Source organism: Massilia litorea (genome assembly GCF_015101885.1).
GTDB classification, from domain to species: domain Bacteria; phylum Pseudomonadota; class Gammaproteobacteria; order Burkholderiales; family Burkholderiaceae_D; genus Telluria; species Telluria litorea.
In genome coordinates this window covers 900,450-923,925 of the sequence record NZ_CP062941.1, presented here as the reverse complement: position 1 = coordinate 923,925, position 23,476 = coordinate 900,450, and the positions used below count along the sequence as shown (strand labels likewise).

Annotated in this window: 20 protein-coding genes; 12 read left to right on the top strand and 8 right to left on the bottom strand. The window is 66.5% G+C overall.

All coding sequences use genetic code 11. The features are described from left to right. Positions 1 to 3: 3 nt before the first annotated feature. The 12 genes from LPB04_RS04135 (at position 4) to LPB04_RS04080 (ending at position 14,675) form a co-directional block, all read left to right on the top strand. The gene (locus LPB04_RS04135) at positions 4 to 1,338 is read left to right on the top strand and encodes a TldD/PmbA family protein (protein ID WP_193687499.1); all 1,335 of its coding nucleotides are present in this window, start codon (positions 4 to 6) and stop codon (positions 1,336 to 1,338) included. 83 nt (positions 1,339 to 1,421) lie between these two features. Further along, positions 1,422 to 3,059 (top strand): TldD/PmbA family protein, encoded by a 1,638-nt coding sequence (locus tag LPB04_RS04130; RefSeq protein ID WP_193687498.1) that lies wholly within the window; start codon positions 1,422 to 1,424, stop codon positions 3,057 to 3,059. Between the two features lie 11 nt (positions 3,060 to 3,070). Beyond that, a complete protein-coding gene (locus LPB04_RS04125) occupies positions 3,071 to 4,408 on the top strand; it encodes a TldD/PmbA family protein (RefSeq protein ID WP_193687497.1) in 1,338 nt (445 codons plus the stop codon). 14 nt (positions 4,409 to 4,422) lie between these two features. Further along, positions 4,423 to 5,043 (top strand): DUF4159 domain-containing protein, encoded by a 621-nt coding sequence (locus LPB04_RS04120; RefSeq protein ID WP_193687496.1) that lies wholly within the window; start codon positions 4,423 to 4,425, stop codon positions 5,041 to 5,043. A gap of 15 nt (positions 5,044 to 5,058) precedes the next feature. After that, positions 5,059 to 6,063: an AAA family ATPase gene (locus LPB04_RS04115; RefSeq protein ID WP_193687495.1), complete on the top strand. Its 1,005-nt coding sequence runs from the start codon at positions 5,059 to 5,061 to the stop codon at positions 6,061 to 6,063. Next, positions 6,064 to 6,951 carry a DUF58 domain-containing protein gene (locus tag LPB04_RS04110; RefSeq protein WP_193687494.1) on the top strand — a complete coding sequence of 296 codons (888 nt, stop codon included), beginning with the start codon at positions 6,064 to 6,066 and terminating at the stop codon, positions 6,949 to 6,951. It abuts the gene before it with no gap. Beyond that, positions 6,948 to 7,931: a BatA domain-containing protein gene (locus tag LPB04_RS04105; RefSeq protein WP_193687493.1), complete on the top strand. Its 984-nt coding sequence runs from the start codon at positions 6,948 to 6,950 to the stop codon at positions 7,929 to 7,931. The genes LPB04_RS04110 and LPB04_RS04105 overlap by 4 nt, the downstream gene beginning before the upstream one ends. Further along, a complete protein-coding gene (locus tag LPB04_RS04100; protein WP_193687492.1) occupies positions 7,915 to 9,897 on the top strand; it encodes a DUF4175 family protein in 1,983 nt (660 codons plus the stop codon). The genes LPB04_RS04105 and LPB04_RS04100 overlap by 17 nt, the downstream gene beginning before the upstream one ends. Beyond that, complete coding sequence (locus LPB04_RS04095; protein ID WP_193687491.1) at positions 9,894 to 11,429, top strand: hypothetical protein; 1,536 nt, start codon at positions 9,894 to 9,896, stop codon at positions 11,427 to 11,429. Before LPB04_RS04100 ends, LPB04_RS04095 begins: the two co-directional genes overlap by 4 nt. Positions 11,430 to 11,676: 247 nt before the next feature. Beyond that, positions 11,677 to 12,813 (top strand): diguanylate cyclase, encoded by a 1,137-nt coding sequence (locus LPB04_RS04090; protein ID WP_193687490.1) that lies wholly within the window; start codon positions 11,677 to 11,679, stop codon positions 12,811 to 12,813. A 268-nt stretch (positions 12,814 to 13,081) separates the two neighbouring features. Further along, positions 13,082 to 14,275: a M48 family metalloprotease gene (locus LPB04_RS04085; RefSeq protein ID WP_193687489.1), complete on the top strand. Its 1,194-nt coding sequence runs from the start codon at positions 13,082 to 13,084 to the stop codon at positions 14,273 to 14,275. 28 nt (positions 14,276 to 14,303) lie between these two features. Next, positions 14,304 to 14,675 (top strand): hypothetical protein, encoded by a 372-nt coding sequence (locus tag LPB04_RS04080; RefSeq protein ID WP_193687488.1) that lies wholly within the window; start codon positions 14,304 to 14,306, stop codon positions 14,673 to 14,675. Between the two features lie 11 nt (positions 14,676 to 14,686). On the opposite strand, the gene LPB04_RS04075 is transcribed toward LPB04_RS04080, so the two are convergent. The 8 genes from LPB04_RS04075 to LPB04_RS04040 are packed head-to-tail and all read right to left on the bottom strand — an operon-like array spanning position 14,687 to position 23,425. Further along, the gene (locus LPB04_RS04075) at positions 14,687 to 15,466 is read right to left on the bottom strand and encodes a spermine/spermidine synthase domain-containing protein (RefSeq protein ID WP_193687487.1); all 780 of its coding nucleotides are present in this window, start codon (positions 15,464 to 15,466) and stop codon (positions 14,687 to 14,689) included. A gap of 30 nt (positions 15,467 to 15,496) precedes the next feature. Continuing rightward, positions 15,497 to 16,096 (bottom strand): glutathione S-transferase family protein, encoded by a 600-nt coding sequence (locus LPB04_RS04070; RefSeq protein WP_193687486.1) that lies wholly within the window; start codon positions 16,094 to 16,096, stop codon positions 15,497 to 15,499. A gap of 10 nt (positions 16,097 to 16,106) precedes the next feature. Then, entirely contained in the window at positions 16,107 to 17,441 is a 1,335-nt protein-coding gene (locus LPB04_RS04065) for a sensor histidine kinase (protein ID WP_193687485.1), read from the bottom strand. Positions 17,442 to 17,453: 12 nt separating this feature from the next. Then, the gene (locus LPB04_RS04060) at positions 17,454 to 18,794 is read right to left on the bottom strand and encodes a sigma-54-dependent transcriptional regulator (RefSeq protein ID WP_193687484.1); all 1,341 of its coding nucleotides are present in this window, start codon (positions 18,792 to 18,794) and stop codon (positions 17,454 to 17,456) included. A gap of 41 nt (positions 18,795 to 18,835) precedes the next feature. Further along, positions 18,836 to 20,068, bottom strand: a complete 1,233-nt coding sequence (locus LPB04_RS04055) for an ABC transporter permease (protein WP_193687483.1) — start codon at positions 20,066 to 20,068, stop codon at positions 18,836 to 18,838. Positions 20,069 to 20,094: 26 nt separating this feature from the next. Next, the gene (locus tag LPB04_RS04050; protein WP_193687482.1) at positions 20,095 to 21,405 is read right to left on the bottom strand and encodes an ABC transporter permease; all 1,311 of its coding nucleotides are present in this window, start codon (positions 21,403 to 21,405) and stop codon (positions 20,095 to 20,097) included. A 13-nt stretch (positions 21,406 to 21,418) separates the two neighbouring features. After that, entirely contained in the window at positions 21,419 to 22,126 is a 708-nt protein-coding gene (locus LPB04_RS04045; RefSeq protein WP_193687481.1) for an ABC transporter ATP-binding protein, read from the bottom strand. 30 nt (positions 22,127 to 22,156) lie between these two features. Then, the gene (locus LPB04_RS04040) at positions 22,157 to 23,425 is read right to left on the bottom strand and encodes an efflux RND transporter periplasmic adaptor subunit (protein WP_193687480.1); all 1,269 of its coding nucleotides are present in this window, start codon (positions 23,423 to 23,425) and stop codon (positions 22,157 to 22,159) included. Between the last annotated feature and the right edge of the window lie 51 nt (positions 23,426 to 23,476).

Below are 23,476 nucleotides of genomic sequence, written 5' to 3'. Positions count from 1 at the left end.
TTCATGACCATCCTGACCCAGGACCAAACGAAACGCATCTGCGACCGCGTGCTGTCGCTGTCGAAAGCGGACGAGTGCATCGTCACCATCGGCGGCAAGCGCAACGGCAACATCCGCTTCGCGCGCAACGCCGTGTCGACGGCCGGCCTGATCGACGACACGGCGATTACCGTGCGCGTTGCCTTCGGCAAGCGCCAGGGCACGGCGACCATCAACGAGTTCGACGACAAGTCGCTGGAAAAAGTCGTGCGCCGCGCGGAAGACCTGGCGCGCCTGGCGCCGGAAAACCCGGAATTCATGCCGGCCGTCGCCAGGTCGCCATTCAAGACCTCGAACACCTTCGTCCAGAAGACCGCCGACATCGACCCCGAGATCCGCGCCCAGGCGGCCGCCTACAGCATCGAGGCCTGCCGCAAGAAGGGCCTGGTCGCCGCCGGCTTCCTCACCGACTCGACCTCGTTCGAGACCATCGCCAATTCGAACGGCGTGTTCGGCCACCAGGCCCTGACTTCGCTCGATTTCACCTGCACCATCCGCACCGAAGACGGCCGCGGTTCGGGCTGGGTCAAGCGCTCGGCGCGCGACCTGGCGCGTTTCGACCCGCGCGAAGCGGCAGATGTCGCCATCGAAAAGGCGCTGCGCTCGGTCGATGCGAAAGCGCTGGAACCGGGCCGTTATACCGTCATCCTCGAGCCGGCCGCCACCAGCGACCTGCTGAACTACATGATGAACGGTTTTGATGCACGCCGCGCCGATGAGGGCCGCAGCTTCCTGTCGAAGGCCGGCGGCAAGAACCGCCTGGGAGATAAACTGTTCGACCAGCAGGTGAATATCTGGGCCGACCCCTGGAACCCGGACGTGCCGGTGCTGCCATGGGACGACACCATGCTGCCGCGCGAACGCCAGGACCTGATCAAGGACGGCCGCATCGCCGCACTCGACTACTCGCTGTTCTGGGCCAAACAGAAGGGGGTACGTCCGGTCGGCAGCCCGGGCAACATCATCATGGGCGGCACGAATAAATCGACGGCGGAGCTGATCGCGAATACCAAGAAGGGCGTGCTGGTCACCCGCACCTGGTACATCCGCATGGTCGACCCGCAATCGGTCCTGCTGACGGGCCTGACGCGCGACGGCACCTTCTATATCGAGAACGGCAAGATCAAGCACCCCATTAAAAACTTCCGCTTCAACGAGAGTCCGGTCACGATGCTCAACAATATCGAGGAGATCGGCACGCCGGTGGTGCTCGGTGGCGACGAGGGGCCGAATCCGATGGTGATTCCGGCGATGAAGGTCAGGGATTTTAATTTCACGTCGCTGTCGGACGCGGTGTAAAGAAACGGCCCGCGGCCGACGGCATATGCGTTGGCCGGTGTGCACCCTACGTTATGCACACGTGCATAGTAATTGGAGACAGAATGGAACGACGTAGCTTCCTCAAAATCGGCGCCGGCACGGCGGGCGCCATGCTCGTGCCGGTCTTCGGCAACGCGATCGCCGCCGAAGAGCTGCTGAACCCGATGGCGCTCAGCTTCAAGAAGGCCCTGGCCGACGCCGCCCTGAACGCGGCGACGCAGGCCGGCGCCTCCTACTGCGACGTGCGCATCGGCCGCTACCTGAACCAGTTCATCACGACGCGCGACCTGAACGTCGAGAACATCACGAACACCGAATCGACCGGCATCGGCGTGCGCGTGATCGCCGGCGGCGCCTATGGTTTTGCCGCCACCAACAGCATGAACCCGGACGCCGTGGCAGCCGCGGCACGCCAGGCCGTGGCGATTGCGAAAGCCAATGCCAAACTGCAGACCGAGCCGGTGCAGCTGGCGCCCGTCAAAGGCGTGGGCGAGGTCGCCTGGGCCACGCCGATCAAGAAGGACTGGCGCGCCGTTCCCGTAAAGGACAAGGCCGAGATGCTGATCGCGGCGAATAAAGCCGGCCTGGAGGCAGGCGCCAGCTTCATGACGGCGAACCTCTTTCAGATCAACCAACAAAAATATTTCGCCTCGACCGACGGCTCCTACATCGACCAGGACATCCACCGTCTGTGGGCGCCGATCAACGCCACCGCCGTCGACAAGGCAACCGGTAAATTCCGCTCGCGCGGCGGACTCGGCGCACCGGTGAGCATGGGCTACGAATACTTCGACGTGCGCGCGCAGGACAAGGTAAAAGCCGCCGGCGGCGTGACCACGCTCTACACGAAATCGTACGACGTGATCGAGGACGCGCGCCTGGCCGGCAAGCAGGCACGCGAGAAGCTGAGCGCGAAATCGGTCGAGCCGGGCAAATACGACCTGGTGCTGGCGCCGGAACACCTGTTCCTGACCATCCACGAAGCCGTCGGCCACCCGACGGAACTGGACCGCGTGCTCGGCTTTGAGGCCAACTACGCCGGCACCAGTTTCGCCACGCTCGACAAATGGCAGTCAAAGAATTTCAAGTTCGGCTCCGAGCGCGTGAATTTCATCGCCGACCGCACGACCCCGGGTTCCCTGGGCCTGATCGGATACGACGACGAAGGCGTGCGCGCCAAACAATGGGACATCATCAGGGACGGCGTGCTGGTGAATTACCAGGCCACGCGCGACCAGGCCCACATCATCGGCGAGAAGGAATCGCATGGCTGCTCCTACGCGGACTCGTGGAGCAACGTGCAGTTCCAGCGCATGCCGAACGTATCGCTGGCCGCCGGCAAGGCACGCCTGACGCCGGACGACATGGTCAAGGACGTCAAGAAGGGCATCTATATCGTCGGCCGCGGGTCGTATTCGATCGACCAGCAGCGCTACAACTTCCAGTTCGGCGGCACGCTGTTCTACGAAATCAGGAACGGCAAGATCACCAATCCGCTGGAGGATGTGGCCTACCAGTCGAACACCCAGGAATTCTGGAACGCCTGCAGCGCCATCTGCGACGAGCGCGACTGGCGCATGGGCGGCTCCTTCTTCGACGGCAAAGGCCAGCCGAGCCAGGTCAGCGCGGTTTCGCATGGCTCGAGCACGACGCGCTTCAACGGCATCAACGTGATCAACACCGCCCGCAAGATCGGTTAAGGAAAAAGACGATGAAACAGCTGAACCAGGAAGAAGCAAAACGCATCTGCGACCGCGTGATCGGATTCTCGAAGGCCGACGAATGCAGTGTCTCGATCGACGGGAAGCGCGAGGGCAACGTGCGCTTCGCGCGCAACAGCATCTCGACCGCGGGCCTGAACGAGGACATGCAATTGACGGTGCGCGTCGCCTTCGGCAAGAAGGCCGGCATCGCGCGCCTGAACGAGTTCGACGACAAGTCGCTCGAAAAGGCGGTGCGCCGCGCCGAGGAGCTGGCGCGCCTGGCGCCGGAAAACCCGGAATTCATGCCGGCCGTGGGCAAGCAGGAATACAAGGCGACGCCGACCTTTGCGCGCGCCACCGCCGACATCGATCCCGAGTACCGCGCGCAAGTCGCGGCCTACAGCATCGAGGCGGCGAAGAAGGCTGGCCTGGTCGCGGCCGGCTTCTTCAACGACGGCAAGCGCTTCGAAGCGATCGCCAATTCGAACGGCGTGTTCGGCTTCCAGGAGTCGACCGATCTCGCCTACACCTGCACCGTGCGCACCGAAGACGGACGCGGCTCGGGCTGGGTCACGCGCTCGGCCACCGATGCGCGCCGTTTCGACGCGCGCGAAGCGGCCGGCGTCGCCATCGAAAAGGCGCTGCGCTCGGTCGATGCGAAAGCGCTGGAGCCGGGCCGCTACACGGTGATCCTGGAGCCGGCCGCCACCTCCGAAGTGCTGGGCAATATGTTCGGCAGCTTCGAGGCGCGCGACGCCGACGAGGGCCGCAGTTTCCTGACCAAGGCCGGCGGCAAGAACCGGCTGGGCGATAAACTGTTCGACGAACAGATCAACGTCTGGGCCGACCCGTGGAATCCGGACGTGCCGGTCGCGCCCTGGGACGGCCAGTCGGGCCTGGCGCGCCAGCGTACCGACATCATCAAGAACGGCCGCATCGCCTCGCTCGACTATTCGCGCTACTGGGCGCAGAAGAAGGGCGTCGCCCCGACGGCCGGCCACGGCAACATGATCATGGCCGGCGGTTCGAAGTCGCTGGAAGAGCTGATCGCCTCGACCAAGAAGGGCGTGGTCGTGACCCGCACCTGGTACATCCGCATGGTCGACCCGCAATCGCTGCTGCTGACGGGCCTGACGCGCGACGGCACCTTCTATGTCGAGAACGGCAAGATCAAGTACCCGATCAAGAACTTCCGTTTCAACGAGAGCCCGGTGACGATCCTGAACAACGTCGAGGAACTCGGCAAGCCGGTCGTGATCGGCGGCGACGAGGTGCCCTACCAGATGGTGCTGCCGCCGATGAAGGTGCGCGACTTTAACTTTACTTCGCTGTCCGACGCGGTGTAGATGGCGGCTCGGTGATGGCACGTTATGATTTTTACTTCACCCGCCTGCTGTACGAGTCGGGCGACTGGGATGTGGACATCCGCATGCCCAGCAACGTGCTCAATTCGCTGGTCGAGTACACCACCCTGAAGGTGGATCCGGCCGAGCGGATGATCGCGCTGTCCGATCCGAAGGTGCTGGAGGCGCCGTTCTGCTACCTGGCCGGACACAAGCTGGTGCAGTTCACGCCCGCCGAGCGCAAGAACTTCGAGCGCTACGTGCGCGGCGGCGGCTTCGTTTTTGTGGACGACTGCAACCACGATATCGACGGCCTGTTCGCGAAATCCTTCGAGGCCGAGATGGCGAAGATCTTCGGCGGCTCGGCGCTGCGCAAGATCCCGAATAACCATCCCGTGTATTCGAGCTTCTTCAAATTCGACGGTCCGCCGAACACCTCGGTGGAGCTGAACGGCTGGGGCGACGACCTGGTGCACGAATATCTAAAAGCGATCGAGATCGGCGGCAGGGTGCGGGTGCTGTACTCGAACAAGGACTACGGCTGCGAGTGGGATTACGACTTCCGGAACAAACGGTTTCTCGCGGTCGACAATACCCGTTTTGCGGTGAACATCATTCAGTATGCGTTGGGAGCCTAAGTGGCAGAACATCAAGTGGCAGAGCAAGCAGCAGTGGCGTGGAGCGAGTCGGAAGTGGCCGACCTGGTGGCGAAGGTAGGGGCGCTGAAGACCAGCATGGCGCGCGTGATCATCGGCCAGGAACAGGTAGTGGACCTGCTGGTCACCTGCCTGCTGGCCGGCGGCCATGCCCTGGTCGAAGGCGTACCGGGACTCGGTAAAACGCTGCTCGTAAAATCGCTGGCACAGGCGACCGACATGCGGTTCCGCCGCGTGCAGTTCACGCCTGACCTGATGCCCTCGGATATCATCGGCACCGAAATCCTGGAAGAAGACCAGGCCACGCGCCAGCGCTCCTTCCGTTTCCAGCCCGGCCCCGTGTTCACGCAGGTGCTGCTGGCCGACGAGATCAACCGTGCGCCGCCGAAGACGCAATCGGCGTTGCTGGAAGCGATGCAGGAGCGCTCGGTCACCTTTGCCGGCCACACCCATGTGCTGCCAAAACCCTTTTTTGTGCTGGCCACGCAGAACCCGATCGAGCAAAGCGGCACCTATCCGCTGCCCGAGGCCCAGCTCGACCGTTTCCTGCTGCGCATCGACGTCGTCTACCCGACCGAAGACGAAGAAGTCATGATGGTGTCGAGGACCACGCAATCGGGCCTGCAGGATGCCGAACCGGCGATGGATTTGAAAACGCTGCTGCGCCTGCAGCAGCTGGTGCGCGATATCGCCATCGGCGAACACCTGCTGCGCTACGCGACGCGCCTGGTACGCGCGACGCGGCCGCAAGAGACCACGGTCGCGGCTGTGAAAAAACACGTCGGCTGGGGCGCGGGTCCGCGCGCCGGCCAGGCGCTGGTGCTGGCGGCCAAGGCGCGCGCGCTGATGGCAGGGCGCCTGGCGGTCACGCGCGACGATATCGCGGCGATGCTGCTGCCGGTGCTGGCGCACCGCGTATTGCGCAATTTCGAGGCCGAAGCCGATAACGTCGCGATGGCCGACATCCTGCAGGCGATCCGCGCCGAGATCCGGGTCGATTAATTGGTTCTTGCTAGCTCCGCGCTCATTGCGCACACGACCGACCTCGAACTCGTCATCCGCCACGTGCTGGCGGGACTGGGGCAGGGCGTGCACGCCGGCCGCGAGCGCGGAGCCGGCGTCGAGTTCTCCGAGTACCGGGCCTATGCGCCTGGCGACGAGTGGCGCCGCGTCGACTGGAAGCTGCTGGCGCGCGCCGACCGGTATTACGTGCGCGAGGCCGAACGCGACAGCCACGTCGCCGTCTGGCTGCTGCTGGACGCCAGCGCCTCGATGCTGGAACCGAGCCGCAGTATCGAGGGACTCGACAAGCTGGGCTATGCGCGTACGCTGCTGGCCTGCATTGCCGCGATCGCGCAGCGCCAGGGCGACGCCTTCGGCCTGGCCGTGCTCTCGAACGGACGCGCGCAGTTGGTGCCGGCCGCGCGCGGACCGCGCCAGTTACAGAGGGTGCTGGCCAAACTGACACAGGTGCAGGCCGCGGGCATGCTGCCCGATGCGGACGTGCTGCGCAGCGGCTTGCGTTTCGCCGGTGCGCCGTCCCTCATCTTTGCCGCCACCGATTTCCTCGACTGGCCATCAAGCCTGTCGGAAGCGCTGGTGCGCCTGCGCCACATGCGCCATGACGTGCGAGCCGTCTGCCTGCAGACCGAGGCCGAGTGCACGGGCGGCTTCAGCAGCGGTCCCGCCTACCGCGATCCCGAGCGCGAGGCAGGCGTGTTCCGTTTCGGCGCAGACCTGCGCGCGGGCTATCTGCGCAAGCGCGAGCAGCATTTTTCGGAGGTGACTGCCGGCTTGCGTGCGCACGACGTGCTGCAGGTAGCGGCGCGCATCGAACAGGCACCCGGTGAGGTGCTGCGCCAGATGCTGCGCCAGGGAGGCCGCCGATGAACAGCCTGTGGTGGCTGGCGCTGCCGACGCTGCTTTTGCCGGTCTGGTGGCACCGCAAGAAGCGCGTGCAGGTAAAGGCCGAACTGCTCGCCAGCGCGCGCTTCCTGCCATCTACCCAACCGAAGCAGATGCGGGTCTGGCGCTGGTCGGACATTGTTTTATTGATCGTGCGCTGCCTGCTGCTGGCCTGCGCGATCGCCTGGCTGGCCGATCCGGTCTTCCCGTGGCGCGGCAATACGGTCATCGTGGCCGACGGCACGGACGGCGGCTGGGCCGAACGCGAAGTGAAAGCCGCAGGCTACGAGGAGGCGGCGCGCCTGCCGCTACCGGCGAATGCGGCGCTGGCCTGGATCCGCGCCCACGAGCGCGAGTTCAAGCCTGATGCGCGCCTGCTGGTGCTGGGCGATGTCCCGATGCCGGCAACGCTGCCGCAGTTCGGTCGTTCTGTCGAGCTGCGCACCCTGGCGAAGCCGGCGCCGCAGGTCGAGGCGCACGTGGCGATCTTCAGCACCCGCGCCGGGGAATGGCGCCGCCTGTTCGGCGCGCAGGACGGACCCCTGCGCGTTGTGGTCGACGACGGGCCGAATCCGAAAACGGAGCTGATCGTCTGGGACCGGCCAGATGCGCCGCCGGCCACGCTGCACGTACCGCTGTGGTGGGCTACGGACGCCGGCGCCTTTGTCGAACTGGCGCAATCGAAGGCGGCCGCGGGCATCCGGTATGCCGATGGCGCGCGCGGCCGCGTGTGGGTCTCGAACGCCTGGCCGCCGGGCGATCCGGCCGCCGCCAGGTCGCTGCTCGAAACCTGGCGCGAACTGCACTACGCACCGCTTCCCTACACCGCGCCGGCGCTCGCCTTTGCGCGCACGGAGGTTCCGGCGCGCGCCTACGCCAGCGGCGCCCTGTGCGATGTGTTGATGCTGGCGCTGGTCGCCCTGTTTGCGCTCGAGAGGATCCTGGCCCATGCACGGCGACGCTGACATCCTGCGCCGCCTGTGGCGTGCGGCCCTGTTGCGGCGCCTGCCGCTGTGGGTGCTGGGCACCTTGCCCTGGCTGAGCCTGCGCCTGCTGCCCGGCGTGCTTGCCTGGGTTGCCTGGTGCATGTGGGATGGCGCGCGCCTGCGCCGGCAGGTGACCTATGGCTGGACCGGCTGGCTGGACGCAGCAGTCCCGGACATGGAAGACAGCAGCGCCTTGCTGGTCGAGGCGGACACGCCGCTGGCGCGGATGCAGCGCCGGCGCCTGCTGGCGCGGCTGGATGCGGCGCTCGATGGAGCGGCCGTGCGCCGCACCGTGCGCGCGCATGTCGGTACCGGTTTGATCTGGCTGCTGCCCTGGCTGGCGCTGGCGGCACTGGCGTGGTTCTTCGGCCAGCAGCCCGCCGCCGGCGCGCACACGGCCAGGCCGGCGGCGCAGGCCGCGGCCGCCGCGCCGGCTATTGCGCAACTGACGGTGACGGCCACGCCGCCCGCCTACACGGGCGCGGCACGCACGACGGGCGCGCCGCGCGATATCGGCCTGCCCGAAGGCGGTTCCGTGTCCTGGTGCTTGAAAAATCCCGAGGCGGGCGCGACGACGCTCGAACTGAGCGACGGCCGCAAACTGGAAGTGGGTGAACGATGCGCGGCCCTGGTCGCCACCGAATCCCTGTTCTGGCGCTGGCGCGGCGCGCGCTATACGATAAAAGTGACGCCGGATGCGCCGCCGACGATCACGGTCACGCAGCCGGCGCAAATGGTGCAGGAACTGAAGACTGGCGCGTCGACCGCCGCGATGGCCCTGTCGGTTCAGGACGACTATCGCGTCCAGCGCGCCACCCTGCACCTGACGCTGGCGCGCGGCAGCGGAGAAAACATCAAATTCACCGACCGCGAGATGCCGCTGCCGGCCTCGAACAATCCGCGCCTGCGCAACTGGGCTAAAACCTGGACGCTGGCGGAACTGGGCATGGAGCCCGGCGATGAACTTTATTTTTTCGTGCGCGCGGCCGACAACGCGGCGCGTCCGCACACGGTGCAGTCGCCTACATACACACTGCGCCTGCCCGCGCCGGAACCCGAGGACGAGGAAGAGACCTCGGCCATGCCGGTGCTGGTCAAACCGCAAAGCCTGCGCAGCCAGCGCCAGATCATCATCGATACCGAGCAGCTCATTGCCGACATGAAGTCGACCCGCATGAGCGCGGAGACGGTGCGTGAACGCAGCGAGGCGATAGCGGCGGACCAGGGCCAGCTGCGCCGCCGCTACGGCCAGTTCCTGGGCGAAGAGTCGAGCCTGTTCGGCGCCGAAGAACACGAAGAACACGAAGCGAGCGAAAAAAAGGGCGGCGAGATGGACGTGCTGCACCAGTTCGGCCACGCCCACGACGAGGTGGAAAACGCGACGCTGTACGACGAGGGCACGAAAAAGGTCCTGCGGCGTGCGCTGGCGGCCATGTGGGACGCCGAAAAGTCGCTGCGCGCCATTCAACCCAAGACGGCGCTCGCTCCCGAACACAAGGCGCTTGCCGCCATCAAGGAGCTGCAGCAGGCCGACCGCATCTACCTCCACAAGACCGCCTTCGTGCCGCCGCCGATCAAGGAAGCCATCCGCATGACGGGCGACGTCCTCGGCGCCGCCAGCTATGCGCGCGAGCAGGGCGGCTCGAACGAGGCGATTCCAGCTGAACTGCGCGAACTGGTGGCGGCACTCTCCAACGAGGGTGCGCTGCCGGCCCTGTGGACACGCACCGCGCACGACTGGGTACGCGCGCGCCTGAAGGACGACGAACAGCGCCTGGCGGCCCAGCGCGCGATCCAGGACGTGCTCGACGGCTGCCTGCACTGCCGTCCCGCGCTGCGGGCCTGGCTGCGTGCCGGCATCGAACAGGCGCCGGTGCTGCTCCAGGCGCAACCGGTCACGCACACACCGTTTACGCGCGCCTGGCGTGAAGGAAGCAACAAATGATCCTGGCGATCGTCCTCATCGGCGCGGCCAGCGTGCTCCTGTACCTGTGGCGGCGGCGCTTCCTCGACGCGCTGCTGGCTTTGGTCGCCGCCGCGGCGCTGGCGCTGCTCGCCTCCAACCTGGACATGCCGGGCGAGTCCGGCACCACGCTGGCGATCGACCCGCGCGATCCGCCGGCATCGCTCATTGGCGTGCGCAGCCTGCGCATCGAAGGCGATGGCCTGCGCGCGGCGCAGTGGGCGGATTTGCCCGCGCGCCCGCTGGCATGGACCGTCCCGGAGAAGGAGGTGCTGCATCTGGACTTCCCGCGCCGGCTGGCGCTGGGCCGCCTGTTTGCGCTGACGGTGAGGCGCGGCGGCGAGGCGCCGGCGCGCCTGCAGCTGCTGGCCGAAAACGGGCAGCTACTGGCGGAGACGCGCGGTGCCGGCGACCTGACCGTCTCCTGGCTGCCGCCGCTGGCCGAGACGCTGGTGCTGAAAGCGCGCCTGCTGGGCGAGAAGGACGCAGTGCTGGCCGAGGGACCGGTGCCGGTGGTGGTCGACGACACCCGTCCGCTGTCCGTGCGCGGCCGCTTCAGCGCACCCTCGTTCGACCTGCGCGTGCTGAACGATCTGCTGGTGCAAAGCCGCGCCCTGGTCGACTGGCAGGTCGCGCTCGGCAAAACCGTCACCCGCAGCGAGCGCGCGCGCGAAACGGTCGATTCGCCCGATCTGCTGGTGATCGACGCCGCCTGGTTCGAGCGGGCAGCCCCAGGCGCGCGCGCGGCGCTGCTGGAGCAGGCGGCCGAAGGCGCGGCGCTGCTGGTGCTGGGCGCGAATGCGAACGACGCCGGCGTCTGGTCGCGCAGCCTGCAGCTGCCGCTGCGGGCCCAGGCGGACGGCAAGCTGAGCGGCGGCGCGCTGCCGCTGCCGCTGGCGCCGCTGGCGCCGGCCACGCGCGTGGCCGGCGCCTGGACCGGCGACGGCAACGCGGTCTGGGCCCGCCAGTGGGGCAAAGGACGTATCGGCTGGCTGGGCGCCGCCGACTGGCACCGCCTGGCCATCACCGAGCCGCGTGCGCTCGCCCTGTGGTGGCAAGGGGTGCTCGACACGCTGCGCGTCGAGCGTGCGGAAGAGGTGAACTGGCTGGTGCCGCGCGAGATGCCGCTGCCCGGCCAGCGCCTGGAGATGTGCGCACTCGGCGTGCGCGGCAAGGTCCGTTTCCCGGATTTGAACCAGATCCTCGACTGGCAGCGCCGGCTTGAGCGCGTCGATGCGTCCTGCGTGGCGGTCTGGCCGCGTGCGCCCGGCTGGCTGAGGATGGAGACCGACGGAACGAAGCCGGCCGCCGGCCAGATCTACGTGTTCGCGCCGCAGGATTGGCCGCAGTGGCAAGCTGCCGAGCGGCGCGATGCGACCGCGCGCTATGCGGCGCGCACCCCGGTCCCCGCCGCAGCGACGCGGCGGCCGCTGCTCCAATGGCCGTTCGCCGTGCTGTTCGCGCTCGCCATGCTGGCGCTGTGGTGGCGCGAACGGCGCGCGTCACCGGACTGACAAAGGCGAACGCGATCGTTGTCATATGGCAACGACTCTATCCACGGCGATTCGTTACCTCAAGTAAACATCTCGACTTTCCCAACTGTGTTCAGTAAAGTCTGAACGCTCGCACGCATGCATCCGTCCACAGCTCGGCAAGGCCAGTCGGCCGCTCACGAACCACGATGACATCACAGACCTTTCAGGATTGGCCGCTTTGCCTTGCCGGGAGCCAGGCCGCAGCGGCCGCGCGGGGGAGGTTGCCGTGAACGCGCTGCGCCGGCTGGCGGCCCTCCTGTGCGGTATCGATCCCGGCATGCGCCGCATGCTCCAGTACTGGGCCGCGACCTGGGTGCTGTATGTCATCTGCATCGTTCTGCTGTCGTTGCAAGTCGCGCATGGCTTGAGCGATCCCGACGCGGCGCGCGGCCTGATGGCATTCGGCGCCTGCGGCGCCCTGTCTTTTTATGGGCTGATCCGCGCAAACGGCGTGTTCAAGCTCGCACCCGACCAGCTGGCGGTGGCGCAGGCTGCGTTTTCGCTGGTGTGCGCCATCTGGGCCTATGCCATTTCCGGGCCGCTACGTGCGGCCATGCTGACCATGACGGTAGTGATCATCGTGTTCTGCATGTTTGCCCTGCGCCCGCGCCAGACCCTGATGCTGTCGGCCACTGCCATCGCCGGCATGGGGACGGCCATGTGGTGGCTGCAGGCGCACGACCCGCTGCGCTTTCCGCCGATCACCGAGCTGCTGACCTTCGGCTACCTGGCCGGCGCACTGGTGTCGACCGCGCTCCTGAGCGGCGAGATGAGCAAACTCCGCTCGCGCACCAAGCGCCAGAAGCGCGAACTGTCCGACGCCCTCGAGACCATCAAGGTGCTGGCCACCGTCGATGAGCTGACTTCCCTGATCAACCGGCGCCACATGAACGAAGTGCTCGAACGCGAAGAGCGGCGCCATGCGCCGGGCGCCGACACCTGCATCGCCCTGCTCGACATCGACTTCTTCAAACAAGTGAACGACCGCTACGGCCACGCGACCGGCGATGCCGTCCTGCGCGTGTTCTCGGCCACCGCACGGGCAGCGCTGCGCGCCAACGACGTGCTGGCGCGCTGGGGCGGCGAGGAATTCCTGTTGCTGCTGCCGGACGCCGCGCCGGACGATGCGCGCGCGGTGCTGCAGCGGATGGCCGAGCAGGTGCGTGCGATGACGGTGCCGGGGCTCGACGGCCGGCAGATCACCTTCTCCGCCGGGCTGGCCAAACGGCGTGCCGACGAACCGTTTGCCGACACCATCAGCCGCGCCGACAAGGCGCTCTACCAGGCGAAGGAGGCCGGCCGCGACCGCATCGCGCTGGCCCCAGCGGACATCGCGCCTGAACGCCGCTACGGATCGCGTTGACCGCTCCGGAAGCGCAAACCCGGCCGCGCCTGCACTCGAAAGTGGGAGACCGGACGCAGCACCATGCCCGTGCTGGCGCTGCGCGAAGTCTCATCGAATCTTGCCCGCCGTAACTTCTGAAGACTTGTGTCAGGTCAAGGCGCCCGGGAACACGCCAATCACACGTATCTACTCGGCAACACCTAGTCAGGATGATGGTATGTTTCCCGCCAACAATAAGTTATAGTTGTTATTTTGAAATAACAAACAATCTATTGGACGGGGCGACATGGACTTGGTTTACAAGAATGAAAAGACGCTGTTCGCGCTGATGCTCGTGCTCTCCTTGCTGGTCTGGGCTGTCCTGGTGACAGGCGCCGGCTGGATCGCCCTCGCTTATGGCCTGGCCTTCTTCCTGTTTTACTGTTTCGCGCAGTCGGCCCTGATTTCCTGGATCAAGGGCACCGGCGTGCGCATCACGCACGAACAGTTCCCCGACCTCGAGCGCCAGATCGCGGCCTGCTGCGCCAAGCTCGGTCTGGAGCGCGAGCCCGACGCCTACCTGCTGCAGATGGGCGGCTCGCTGAACGCCTTCGCCACCCGTTTTCTCGGCCGCGACTTCCTGGTGCTGTATTCGGACGTGGTCGATGGGCTGCACGACAACCCGGATGCACTGAATTTTTATATCGGCCACGAGATCGGCCACATCAAGCGCAAGCACCTGAACTGGGCCACGGTGCTGCTGCCGGCCTCGCTGCTGCCGCTGGTGGGCGCGGCCTATTCGCGGGCGCGCGAGTACACCTGCGACCGCCACGGCCTGGCCGCCTGCGAGCAGCCCCTGAATGCCGAATTCGGCCTCGCCGCGCTGGCGGCCGGCGGACGCCGCTGGCGCACCATGAACAAGAGCGCCTACATCGAGCAGGCGCGCGAAACCGAAGGCTTCTGGATGTCCTTCCATGAACTGGTCGGCGACTATCCGTGGTTAGTCAAACGCATGGCCGCCGTGCGCGCGCTGGCCGCCGGGCGCGAAGCCGAACAGCCGCGCCGGCACGTATTGGCCACCTTGCTGGCGCTGTTCGTGCCGCGCCTGGGCGTGGCGGGCGGCGCCGGCGGCGCGGTGGTCACGCTGGCGATCGCCGGCATGCTGGCGGCGGTGGCGATTCCTGCCTACCAGGGCTACCAGCAAAAGGCGGCGGTTGCCGGCGCCTATGCGGCCGGCCTCGCCGCGAGCACCAGGGTGGAGCGTTACCTGAACGAACACGGCAAGGTTCCGACGCTGGCGCAGGCCGGCGTCGCTGTCGGCGGGGGCGCGCTGACCATCGATCCGGAAACGGCCGTGCTGCGCGTCACGGCGGGTGTCCAGGGCGCGCAAGGCGCCGGCGTGCTGGTGTTCGAACCCTCGATGGACGAGCACAAGCGCATCGCCTGGGCCTGCTCGGCGGAGGGCATCCTGCCGCAGGCGCTGCCGCAGGGGTGCCACTAGCTGGCATGCCTGTTCGCCGGGTGACAATGTGCGCATTTTCAAGGCAAAACACGCTATAAACTACGCCGCCATGAAACCACAAAACAAACTGCGGGTCGCCAACGTTCTCATGGGATTGGGGCTCGTGCCGCTGCTGATCGGCAGCTGCTGGATGTTCTCCACGCTGGCCGGCATCGACTACCAGAAGCAGAGCCAGATCGGCCTTGCCTTCCTGGCGATCGGCAAAGTCGTTTTCGCTTACGTCTTTGCCCTCATCGTCAGCGGCAGCAGCGCCATATGGTCGGCCGCTGTCGAAAAAGGCAATGCCGGACCAGGCGTCGGCTCCTCCCGAACGATGCGCATACTGGTCGCGATGGTGCTGGTGGTGCCCCTGGTGTTGACCAGCCTGGCGCGGATTTGAATGCGCTTTCCTCAGCCTCCATGCTGGTCGCGCATCCACTCCTTCAGCCCTTCGACCCAGTTCTTCGCGGGCAGGTTCAGGCGCCGCTTGATGTCGCCCGCGCGCTCATAGAGCACCGAGAAATCGATCTGCGGCGCGCTTTTGAAGGCGATGACGACGATGTTCGCGTCGTGCACCTCGGGCAGCCAGACGACGGCGTCGAACACCTCCGTCATCGCTTCCAGGTTCTTGTCGTAGTTGCCGAACTCCCCGAACACGTTGGCGGTCATGATGCCGCCTGGCGTCAGGCAGTCGAAGCAGCCCTGGTAAAACTCGGGGGTATCGAGCACCGGGCCGCGTGCTTCCTCGTCGTATAGATCGACCTGCAAGGCGTCGACCGTGCCGTGGTTTTTCTTGTCCAGCACGAATTCCAAGGCGTTCATTTCACGCACCTGCAAGCGCTCGTCGTCCGGCGGCAGTTCGAACAGGGCGCGGCAGATCGCGATCACGTTCGGATTGAGTTCGACCGCGGTGACGCGCGCGTCGGGAAAGCGGCGGTAGCAGAATTTGGTCAGCGCCGCGCTGCCCAGGCCCAGCTGCACGATGTGCTTCGGCGCCGACTGGAACAGCAGCCAGGCCATCATCATCTGCACGTATTCGAGTTCGATCGCATCCGGGCGAGACAGGCGCATCGCGCCCTGCTCCCATGAGGTGCCCAGGTGCAGCGAGCGCACGCCCTCGAATTCGGTGGTCGTGGCCGGCGGATGGCCGGGCTGGCTGAAGCGGGGATCGGAGGAAGAATGGTCGGACATGGTCAGGGGCGATCTTACCAGAGGCCCTTGCTACGGCACGCCGTTCGCGCACCATGCACGGTAGCCCGGCCTTTCCACGAGACGCGCCAGGTAGGCGGCCACATGCGGATAATCGGGGCGCGCCATCGGCGTCATCGACCAGCGGTTGAGAGACAGGCCGATCACGACATCTGCCAGCGTGAAGCGCTCGCCCGCGACATACGCGCCGGTGGCGGCCAGCTGCGCCTCGAGGATGCCGACGTGGCGGTTCCAGCCGGCGCTGCCCGCTTCGATCTGCGCGGGATCCGTGTGTGCCGGGCTGGCGCGCACCAGCGCCATGAAGGGGTAGCGCCAGGCATTGTTCAGCTCCGTCGCCTGCCAGTCCATCCATTGCTCGACCCGGGCGCGCGCCCGCGCGTCGCGCGGCAGCAGCGCATCGCTCCCCGCGCGCGCACACAGGTAGCGGCAGATCGCGTTCGACTCCCACAGCGTGAAATCGCCATCGACCAGCACCGGCACCATGCGGTTGGGATTGAGCGCCGCGTGTTCCTCGCGCCAGTCCTCGCGCGTAAAAGGCAGGCCCAGTTCGACGCAGGTCCACAGCACCTTGCGCACGTTGATCGAAGTCGGTTTGCCGATGATGGTGAGCATGCGTTCCCTTTCAGTGTGGGGTCAGTGCCGGCAGGATCATGGTGACGGCCAGGCCGCCGCCTTCGCGGTTCGACAGCAGGATGCGTCCGCCGTGGGCTTCGGCGATCTCGCGCGCGAGCGCCAGTCCCAGGCCGGTGCCGCTGCGCTTGGTCGAATAGAAGGGCACCAGGGCATTCGTCAGCACCGCTTCGTTCATGCCGCTGCCGCGGTCGACCACCTCGACGCGTAATACGTCCTGCACGCGCCGTACCTGCAAGGCGACATGTTCGGGCGCGGAACCCGATTCGTGCGCATTTTTGAGGAGGTTGAGTAAAGCCTGTTCGAGTTGCGCCTGGTCGAGCAGGGCTGGTTCCGGCGGCAGCTCGCCCTCCAGGCGGAAAGGAATCTGCGAGGCGAGGCGGGCAATGAAGGCTTGCCAGTTGCAGCGCTCCAGGCGCGGCGTCGGCAGCTTCGCGAAGCGCGCGTAGCCCAGAATGAAACTCTCGAGGTGGCGCGTGCGCTCGCCGATGGTCTCCAGGATTTGCGGCAGCCGCTCGGTCTGGCCGCGCCGCACCAGTTCCGCGCCCGAGTGGGCGAGCGAAGCCAGCGGCGCGAGCGAATTGTTCAATTCGTGGCTGATCACGCGGATCACCTTCTTCCAGGTCTGCACTTCCTGGCGCCGCAGTTCTGCCGTCAGGTGGCGCAGCAGCAGCAGCTCGTGCCTGCGCCCGTTCAGGCTGAAACTGCTGCGCGCCAGGTGGTAGACCTGTTCTTCTTCTCCTTCGCCGGCGGTGAACAGGCCGTCGCCGCCGCGCGCCAGGGCTTCGCCGAGGGCCGGCGAGGCCTGCGCCAGTAAATCGTCGAGCGCATGGCCCTCGAGTTTCCTGCCGTCGGCCAGCAGTTGGCGTGCAGCCAGGTTGGCGTAGACGACGGCGCCGGCGCCGGCCTGGTTGGGCACGGCGGCCACCAGCAGCATCGCCACCGGGGTGTTCTGGACCATGGTATCGAGCAGCAGTTCGCGCTGCACCAGGTCGCGCCGCTGTTCGCGCAGCACGTTGCCCAGTTCATTGTGGGCGCGGATCAGGTCGGCCAGTTCGTCGTTCTGCGGCCAGTGCAGGCTGAACGAAAAATCGCCGTCGCGGTAGCTCGTCACCGTGCCCTCCAGGGCCCGGAACAGAGAGAGGATCGGCTGCACCTGCGAGCGGATGGTGATGATGGCGATCGGGACGACGCAGGCCAGGCACAGGACCGCCGTCAGCAGCGGTCGCCCGGGGAGCAGGTGGTCGAGCGCGAGGGCGATGATGATGCCGACCGTGAGCAGGGTGCCGACCAGCGCGGAAAAACGGGTGACGAGAGAGAGGCGCATCGCGGTCGTTTGTTACGCGCGACCGATACCCAAACGCTCCATGCGCCGGTACAGCGCCTGGCGCGACAGGCCGAGTTCGGCGGCCGCCTGCGAGACGACGCCGCCGGCGCGCGCCAGGGCCGCAACGATGGTCTCGCGGTCCGGCTCGGCCTCGAGCGCCGGCGCCGGTGCGGAAACCGCCGCCGGCAGGCCGAGGTCGGGCGCGCGGATGACTGCGCCCTGGGCCAGCAGGTTGGCGCGCGCCATCACGTTTTTGAGTTCGCGCACATTGCCGGGCCAGGCGTGGGCGAGCAGGGCGCTCTCCGCGCTCCGATCGAGCTGCTTGCCGGGGGCGAGGAAACCCAGCGCCAGCGGCAGGATATCGCCCGGGCGGGCCGCCAGCGGCGGCAGCCGCAGTTCGATCACGTTCAACCGGTAAAACAGGTCTTCGCGGAAGGTGCCGGCGCGGATCATCGCGGATAAATCCGCATTCGTGGCACTGATCACCCGCACTTTGACCTGGCGCTCGCGGTTCGACCCCAGTCGCTCGAAGCGGCCGGTCTCTAACACGCGCAACAGCTTCATCTGGCCGGCCGGCGGCAGGTTCCCGATCTCGTCGAGGAACAGGGTGCCGCCGTCGGCCGCCTCGAATTTGCCCTCTCGCGCACGCGAGGCGCCGGTGTAGGCGCCGGCCTCGGCCCCGAACAGCTCGGCCTCGATCAGCTCCGAGGGCAGGGCGCCGCAGTTCAGCACCACGAAGGGGCCCCTGCTCACTTGCGAATTCGCCTGAATGATCTCGGCGATGCGTTCTTTACCCGTGCCGTTCGGTCCCGTGATCAGGACCGGCACGTCGGCGCGCGCGACCTGGCAGGCCAGTTGCAGCACGCGTTCGGTGGCCGGGTCGGCCCAGACCAGGTTACGTAAATCGTATTGCTGTTCCAGCTCGCGCCGTTCGCGCCGCTCGCGGCCCACGCGTTGGGCCAGCGCGCGATTGGCCTGGCCGAGTTCGACCAGGTTCGTTACCGTCGCCAGCAGGCGCTCGTCGTTCCAGGGTTTCGGTAAATAGTCGGCGGCGCCCGCTTTCACCAGGTCGACCGCCGCGTCGAGGTGGGTCCAGGCCGTCAGCAGGATCACCGGCAAATCCGGATACCGGGAACGGATCTGCCGGAACAAGGCCACCCCTTCCTCGCCCGAGGTGGTGTCGGCCGTAAAATTCATGTCCTGGATCACCAGGTCGACCGGCTCGCGCTGCAGGAGCGCGAGCCCTTCTTCCGGGGACGCCGCATGCAGGGCCGCGATGTCGTGCAGGGAGAACAGCACGTCGAGGGCGATCCCGACGGCGGCGTTGTCGTCAATGATGAGTACGGTAGGCATGGCCGTCAGGATAACATTGCTGCATTGCAAATCAAGCAGCTTCAAGCGCTGCGGGTGGCCAGCGCCGGCGAAATGCTCGCCGCGCGCCAGGCCGGCCCGTACACCGCGATCACGCCCAGCAGCCAGAACACCACGCCGCCCGTCACCAGGTAGGCGAGCGGCAGGCGCGCCATCTGGAGTTTGCTGACCAGCAGCTGGTTCAGCGCCACCCCGAGCAGGATTCCGCCCACCACGCCGGCGCTGGTAATCATGAAGTTCTCGGTGATGAAGTAACGCAGGATATCGGCCTTTCGCGCACCGAGCGCGCGGCGCACGCCGATCTGTTTACGGCGCTGCGTGACCCACAGGCTGGCCATGCCGACGATGCCGCTGGCCGTAATCAGCAGCAGCAGCACGCTGACGGTGACCAGCATCCACGACAGCGCCATGTCGGCACGGTAGCGGTCCTTGCGGTACTTGTCGAGCGTGGTCGATTCCAGGATCACCGGCGTCGGCGAAGCCTTGCGCAGTGCCGCCTCGACTTCGCGGATCACGCGCTCGCGCTGGCCCGCTTCGGCGCGCACGGTGTACAGCGCGCCCGGATAGTTCCCGTAGATGCGCATCGGTGCGATGCTGGAGTATTCGCCGCGCGGCGTGACCTGCCCGCTCTGGGTCTGCAGGCGTTCGACCACGCCGACCACGCGCACTTCGATCGCGTCTTCCCCGGTACCGAAGTACATGTTCTTGCCGGTCGCCGGCACGCCCGGCCACATCTTCTCGGCCAGTGCCTTGGTGATGATCACGTGGCGCGGATAGACCTCGGTATTGGCGTCGACGTCGATGTATTCGTCCGGCAGGAAGTCGCGTCCTTCGACCAGTTTCAGGCCCCAGGTCTTGACCAGAGAATCCGGGGAAAAGTAGAACGAGGACGGCGCCGTTTCGTCGACCTGCTTGCGGTCGACGGCGACGCTGTTGTTCCAGCCCGATTGCGACAGCGGGATCTGGTTGACGTTGGCAACCGAGACGACGCCCGGTACGGCGCGAATCACCTCGGCTTCGCGTTTTTGCGTGGCGAGCATCTGCTCGGGGCCGCCGGCGGACAGGTTGCGCACGCTGATCGAGAACACGGCGTGTTCGTCGGCCACGCCGCTCGGGCGGCTTGATGCCTGGCGCCGTTCGCTGACGATGTGCAGCGCGTTGGCAAGGATGGCGAGGCTGAGCGCGACCTGCAGCGCGACCAGGATCGCGCCGGTCTTGTTGCGCAGCAGCGCGGACAGGATAGGACGGATTTCCATGATGGTTCTCTCTGTTCGTATCGAGGTTATTGCGATTTGAGCTGGATGGCTGGCGTCACCTGGCAGGCGCGCCAGGTCGGCAGCAGGCCGGCCAGGATCGCGGCCAGCACCGACATCGCGAAGGTAAAGGCGAGCATGGTCAGGTCCATGTGGGCAATCGAGGCCACTTCGCTGCTCTGCATGGCGATCAAGGCCAGTGCGCCGAAGGCCAGCACCAGGCCCAGCACGCCGCCGGCGAGGCCGACCACCGCGCTCTCGATCAGGAACTGGCGGAAGATCTCGCGGCGCGAGGCGCCCAGCGCGCGGCGGATGCCGACTTCGGCGGCGCGCACCGAGAACTTCGCCAGCAAGAGGCCGATGGTGTTCACGAGGCACAGCAGCAGGAAGCCGAAGGCGAGCCAGGCCGACAGTTTCGTGTCCTTGTCCACCACTTCGCGCTCTTCCATCCATTCCTTCACGTTGAACAGCTTATTCGGCGCGGCGCGCTTCATGCGCCCGAGTTTGCGCTGCTCGGCGGCGTAGCTGTCGATGTAGGTCTGGAGCCCCGCGCGGTCGGCGCTGGAGGCGGTCTCGAACCAGAACTGGATCCAGGTGCAGTTCGAACGCAGGATGCCCTGGAAGCCCGGTTCCGAGCGCTCCGAGCAGTTCATGCCGCCGTTGTGCGTGGTCTCGTGGCGGATCGCGCTCCCCAGGGGAATGAAGAAGTCCTCGCCGTCGCCGAACTGTTCGCCGCCGACCAGCTTGTAGTAGCGCGGTTTCGGCGCCCACTTGTCGGTCACGCCGACGACCGTGAACGGAAAGCCCATGATGTTGATGCGCTGGCCGACCGGGTTGGCTTCGCCGTACAGCTTTTCGGCGATCTTGCGGCTGAGGACGACGACGTCGGCGCCGCGCTCGTCATCCTGCACGCTCCAGGTCTGGCCGCGCAGGAAGGGCACGTCGAACATGGCGAAGAACTCGCGCGTCGGCGCCACGCCGGAGGCGGAGAAGGCCGGCAGGTCCTTGCGCGGCGGCTCGATCGGCGAGGCGATGCCGTACAGGGCCACGCGGCGCTCGCCCTGGCCGCTTTTCAGGAGGTTCATCGCGTCCTGGTAGGTCACCTGGTTCTCGCGCAGCTTTTCCCCAGGGTTGTAGTTGTCGACCGGCGCCACGTCGAAGATCGGCACGAACAGGCGCTCGCTCTTCTGCGGGATCGGGTCGCCCGACATCATGTGCAGGATGGTCAGCGTCGAGACGCTGGCGGCCACGCCGATGGCGAGCGTGAGCACCATCAGCGCGGTCAGCGCGGGATTGCGGCGCAGGCTGCGCAGGCCGAGCTTGAAGTAATAGCTGAACATGGTCGCTCCCCGATCAAACCGACGCCACGCTGGCGGCCAGGGTCGGCCCCTTGCGCACCAGGTCCGACACCTGGCCGTCGATGATGTGCACGTTGCGCGTGGTGCGCACGGCCAGTTCCGGATCGTGGGTGACCATCAGGATCGTGGTGCCGGCCGCGTTGATCTCTTCCAGCAGTTCCATGACGCCGCGCGCCATTTGCGTGTCCAGGTTACCGGTCGGCTCGTCGGCCAGCAGCAGCTTCGGCGAGCCGGCCAGTGCGCGCGCGATCGCCACGCGTTGCTGCTGGCCGCCCGACAGCTCGGCCGGGAAGTGCTTCATGCGCGAGGCCAGGCCGACCTTGGCCAGCGCGTCCTCGATCCGTTCCTTGCGCTCGGCCGCATTGAAGCCGCGGTAGCGCAGCGGGACGTCGACGTTGTCGAACAGGCTCAAATCGGGGATCAGATTGAAACCCTGGAAGATGAAGCCCAGCTTCTCGTTGCGCAGGCGCGAACGGGCGTCGTCGTCCATGCCCTTCACGTTGACGCCGTCGAGCACATATTCTCCGCTGGTGAATTCCTCCAGCAGGCCGGCGATGTTGAGAAAACTGGTTTTGCCCGAGCCCGAAGGACCGGTGACGGTCACGAATTCGCCCTGGTTGACCTGGATCTCGAAGCCGCGCAGCGCGTGGGTTTCGATCATGTGGGTGCGGTACACCTTGGAGAGGTTGGTCATGCGCAGCATGGGATGTCCTTTCAGGAGAGGTTTTACTTATTAACGGTTGATCGAGATGCGGTTCGCGTTCTCGAAGGTGTCGGTACCGGCGACGACGACCTTGTCGCCCGATTTCAGGCCTTTGACGATTTCGACGGCGGAGATGCTGGTGGCGCCCAGCTGGATCGGGGTACGGGTCGCGATGCCATCCTGGACCACGTAGGCGAAGCGTCCGCCTTCGCTTTCGACGAAGGGGCCGCGCGGCAGCATCAGGACGTTCGGCTTTTCTTCGATCAGGAGGCGCGCCGTGACGCGCTGGCTCTGGCGCAGGCCTTTTGGTTGCTCGCCGTCGAAACGGACCCGGGCCAGCACCTGGTTTTTCACGACTTCCGGCGACAGGGCGACCAGCTTGCCGCTGGCGGTACCGGAAGGCAGGGTGATTTCGGCCGTCATGCCCAGGCCCATGTCGGACACATAGGTTTCCGGTACCTCGAGTTCGACTTCCAGGCGCGACAGGTCGACCAGGGTCATCAGGGGCGCGTTGGCCGCGACGACCATCCGGTTCTGCACGTTCAGGGTGCCGATAAAACCGTCGACCGGGGCGCGCACCGTCAGTTCGTCGACGCGGCGCTGGGCGTTCGCCATCGACAGGCGGGCGCGCTCCATCTCGTTGGTCTTGGTGCGGATGGCGAGCGCCACGTCGTCGCCTTCCAGCGTGGCCGCTTGCGTGGCGTGTCTGGCGCGGATGCCGGCCGAGTTCAGGGCGTCCTTGGCTTTCTGGTAGTCGATCTTGGCGATGACGCCGACCTGCGCCACGCTCTCGTAGCGCTCGAGTGTGCGCTGGGCCGACAGGCGCTCGATCTCGGCGACGTCGGCTTCGCGCTGGGCGAGGAGCTTCTGCTTGCGCGACAGGATCTGCTGGCGCGCGACCTCGGCTTTCAATTGTTCGTAAGTGGATTGTTCGCGTTTCAGGGCGTCGGACAGGTCGGGCGATTCGAGCACGGCGAGGACGTCGCCCCGTTTGACGGTGTCGCCGGCCGCGACTTTCAAATTGACGGTGGCCGGCGCGGTCGAGAACAGGGTCGGGCTGACGGCGGCAACGACACGGCCGTTGACGGAAGCGTCGCGCACCAGGGTGCCGCGGCTGACTTCGGCGATGCGCAGGCGGCTGGCGCTGACCGAATGCTCGCTGTCGCGCCAGCTTTTCAGCAGCAGGGCGGACACGGCGATCAATGCGAGGGCGCCGCCGATCAGCAGGGCGCGACGTTTCGTTTTCTGGCCCGGCGGGGCGGTGACGACGGTGTCTTGATGGGATGTATCGCGGATCATGATGGTTTCGATAACGACGTGAATGCTGTCGTTATCGCACGATCCGTGCCA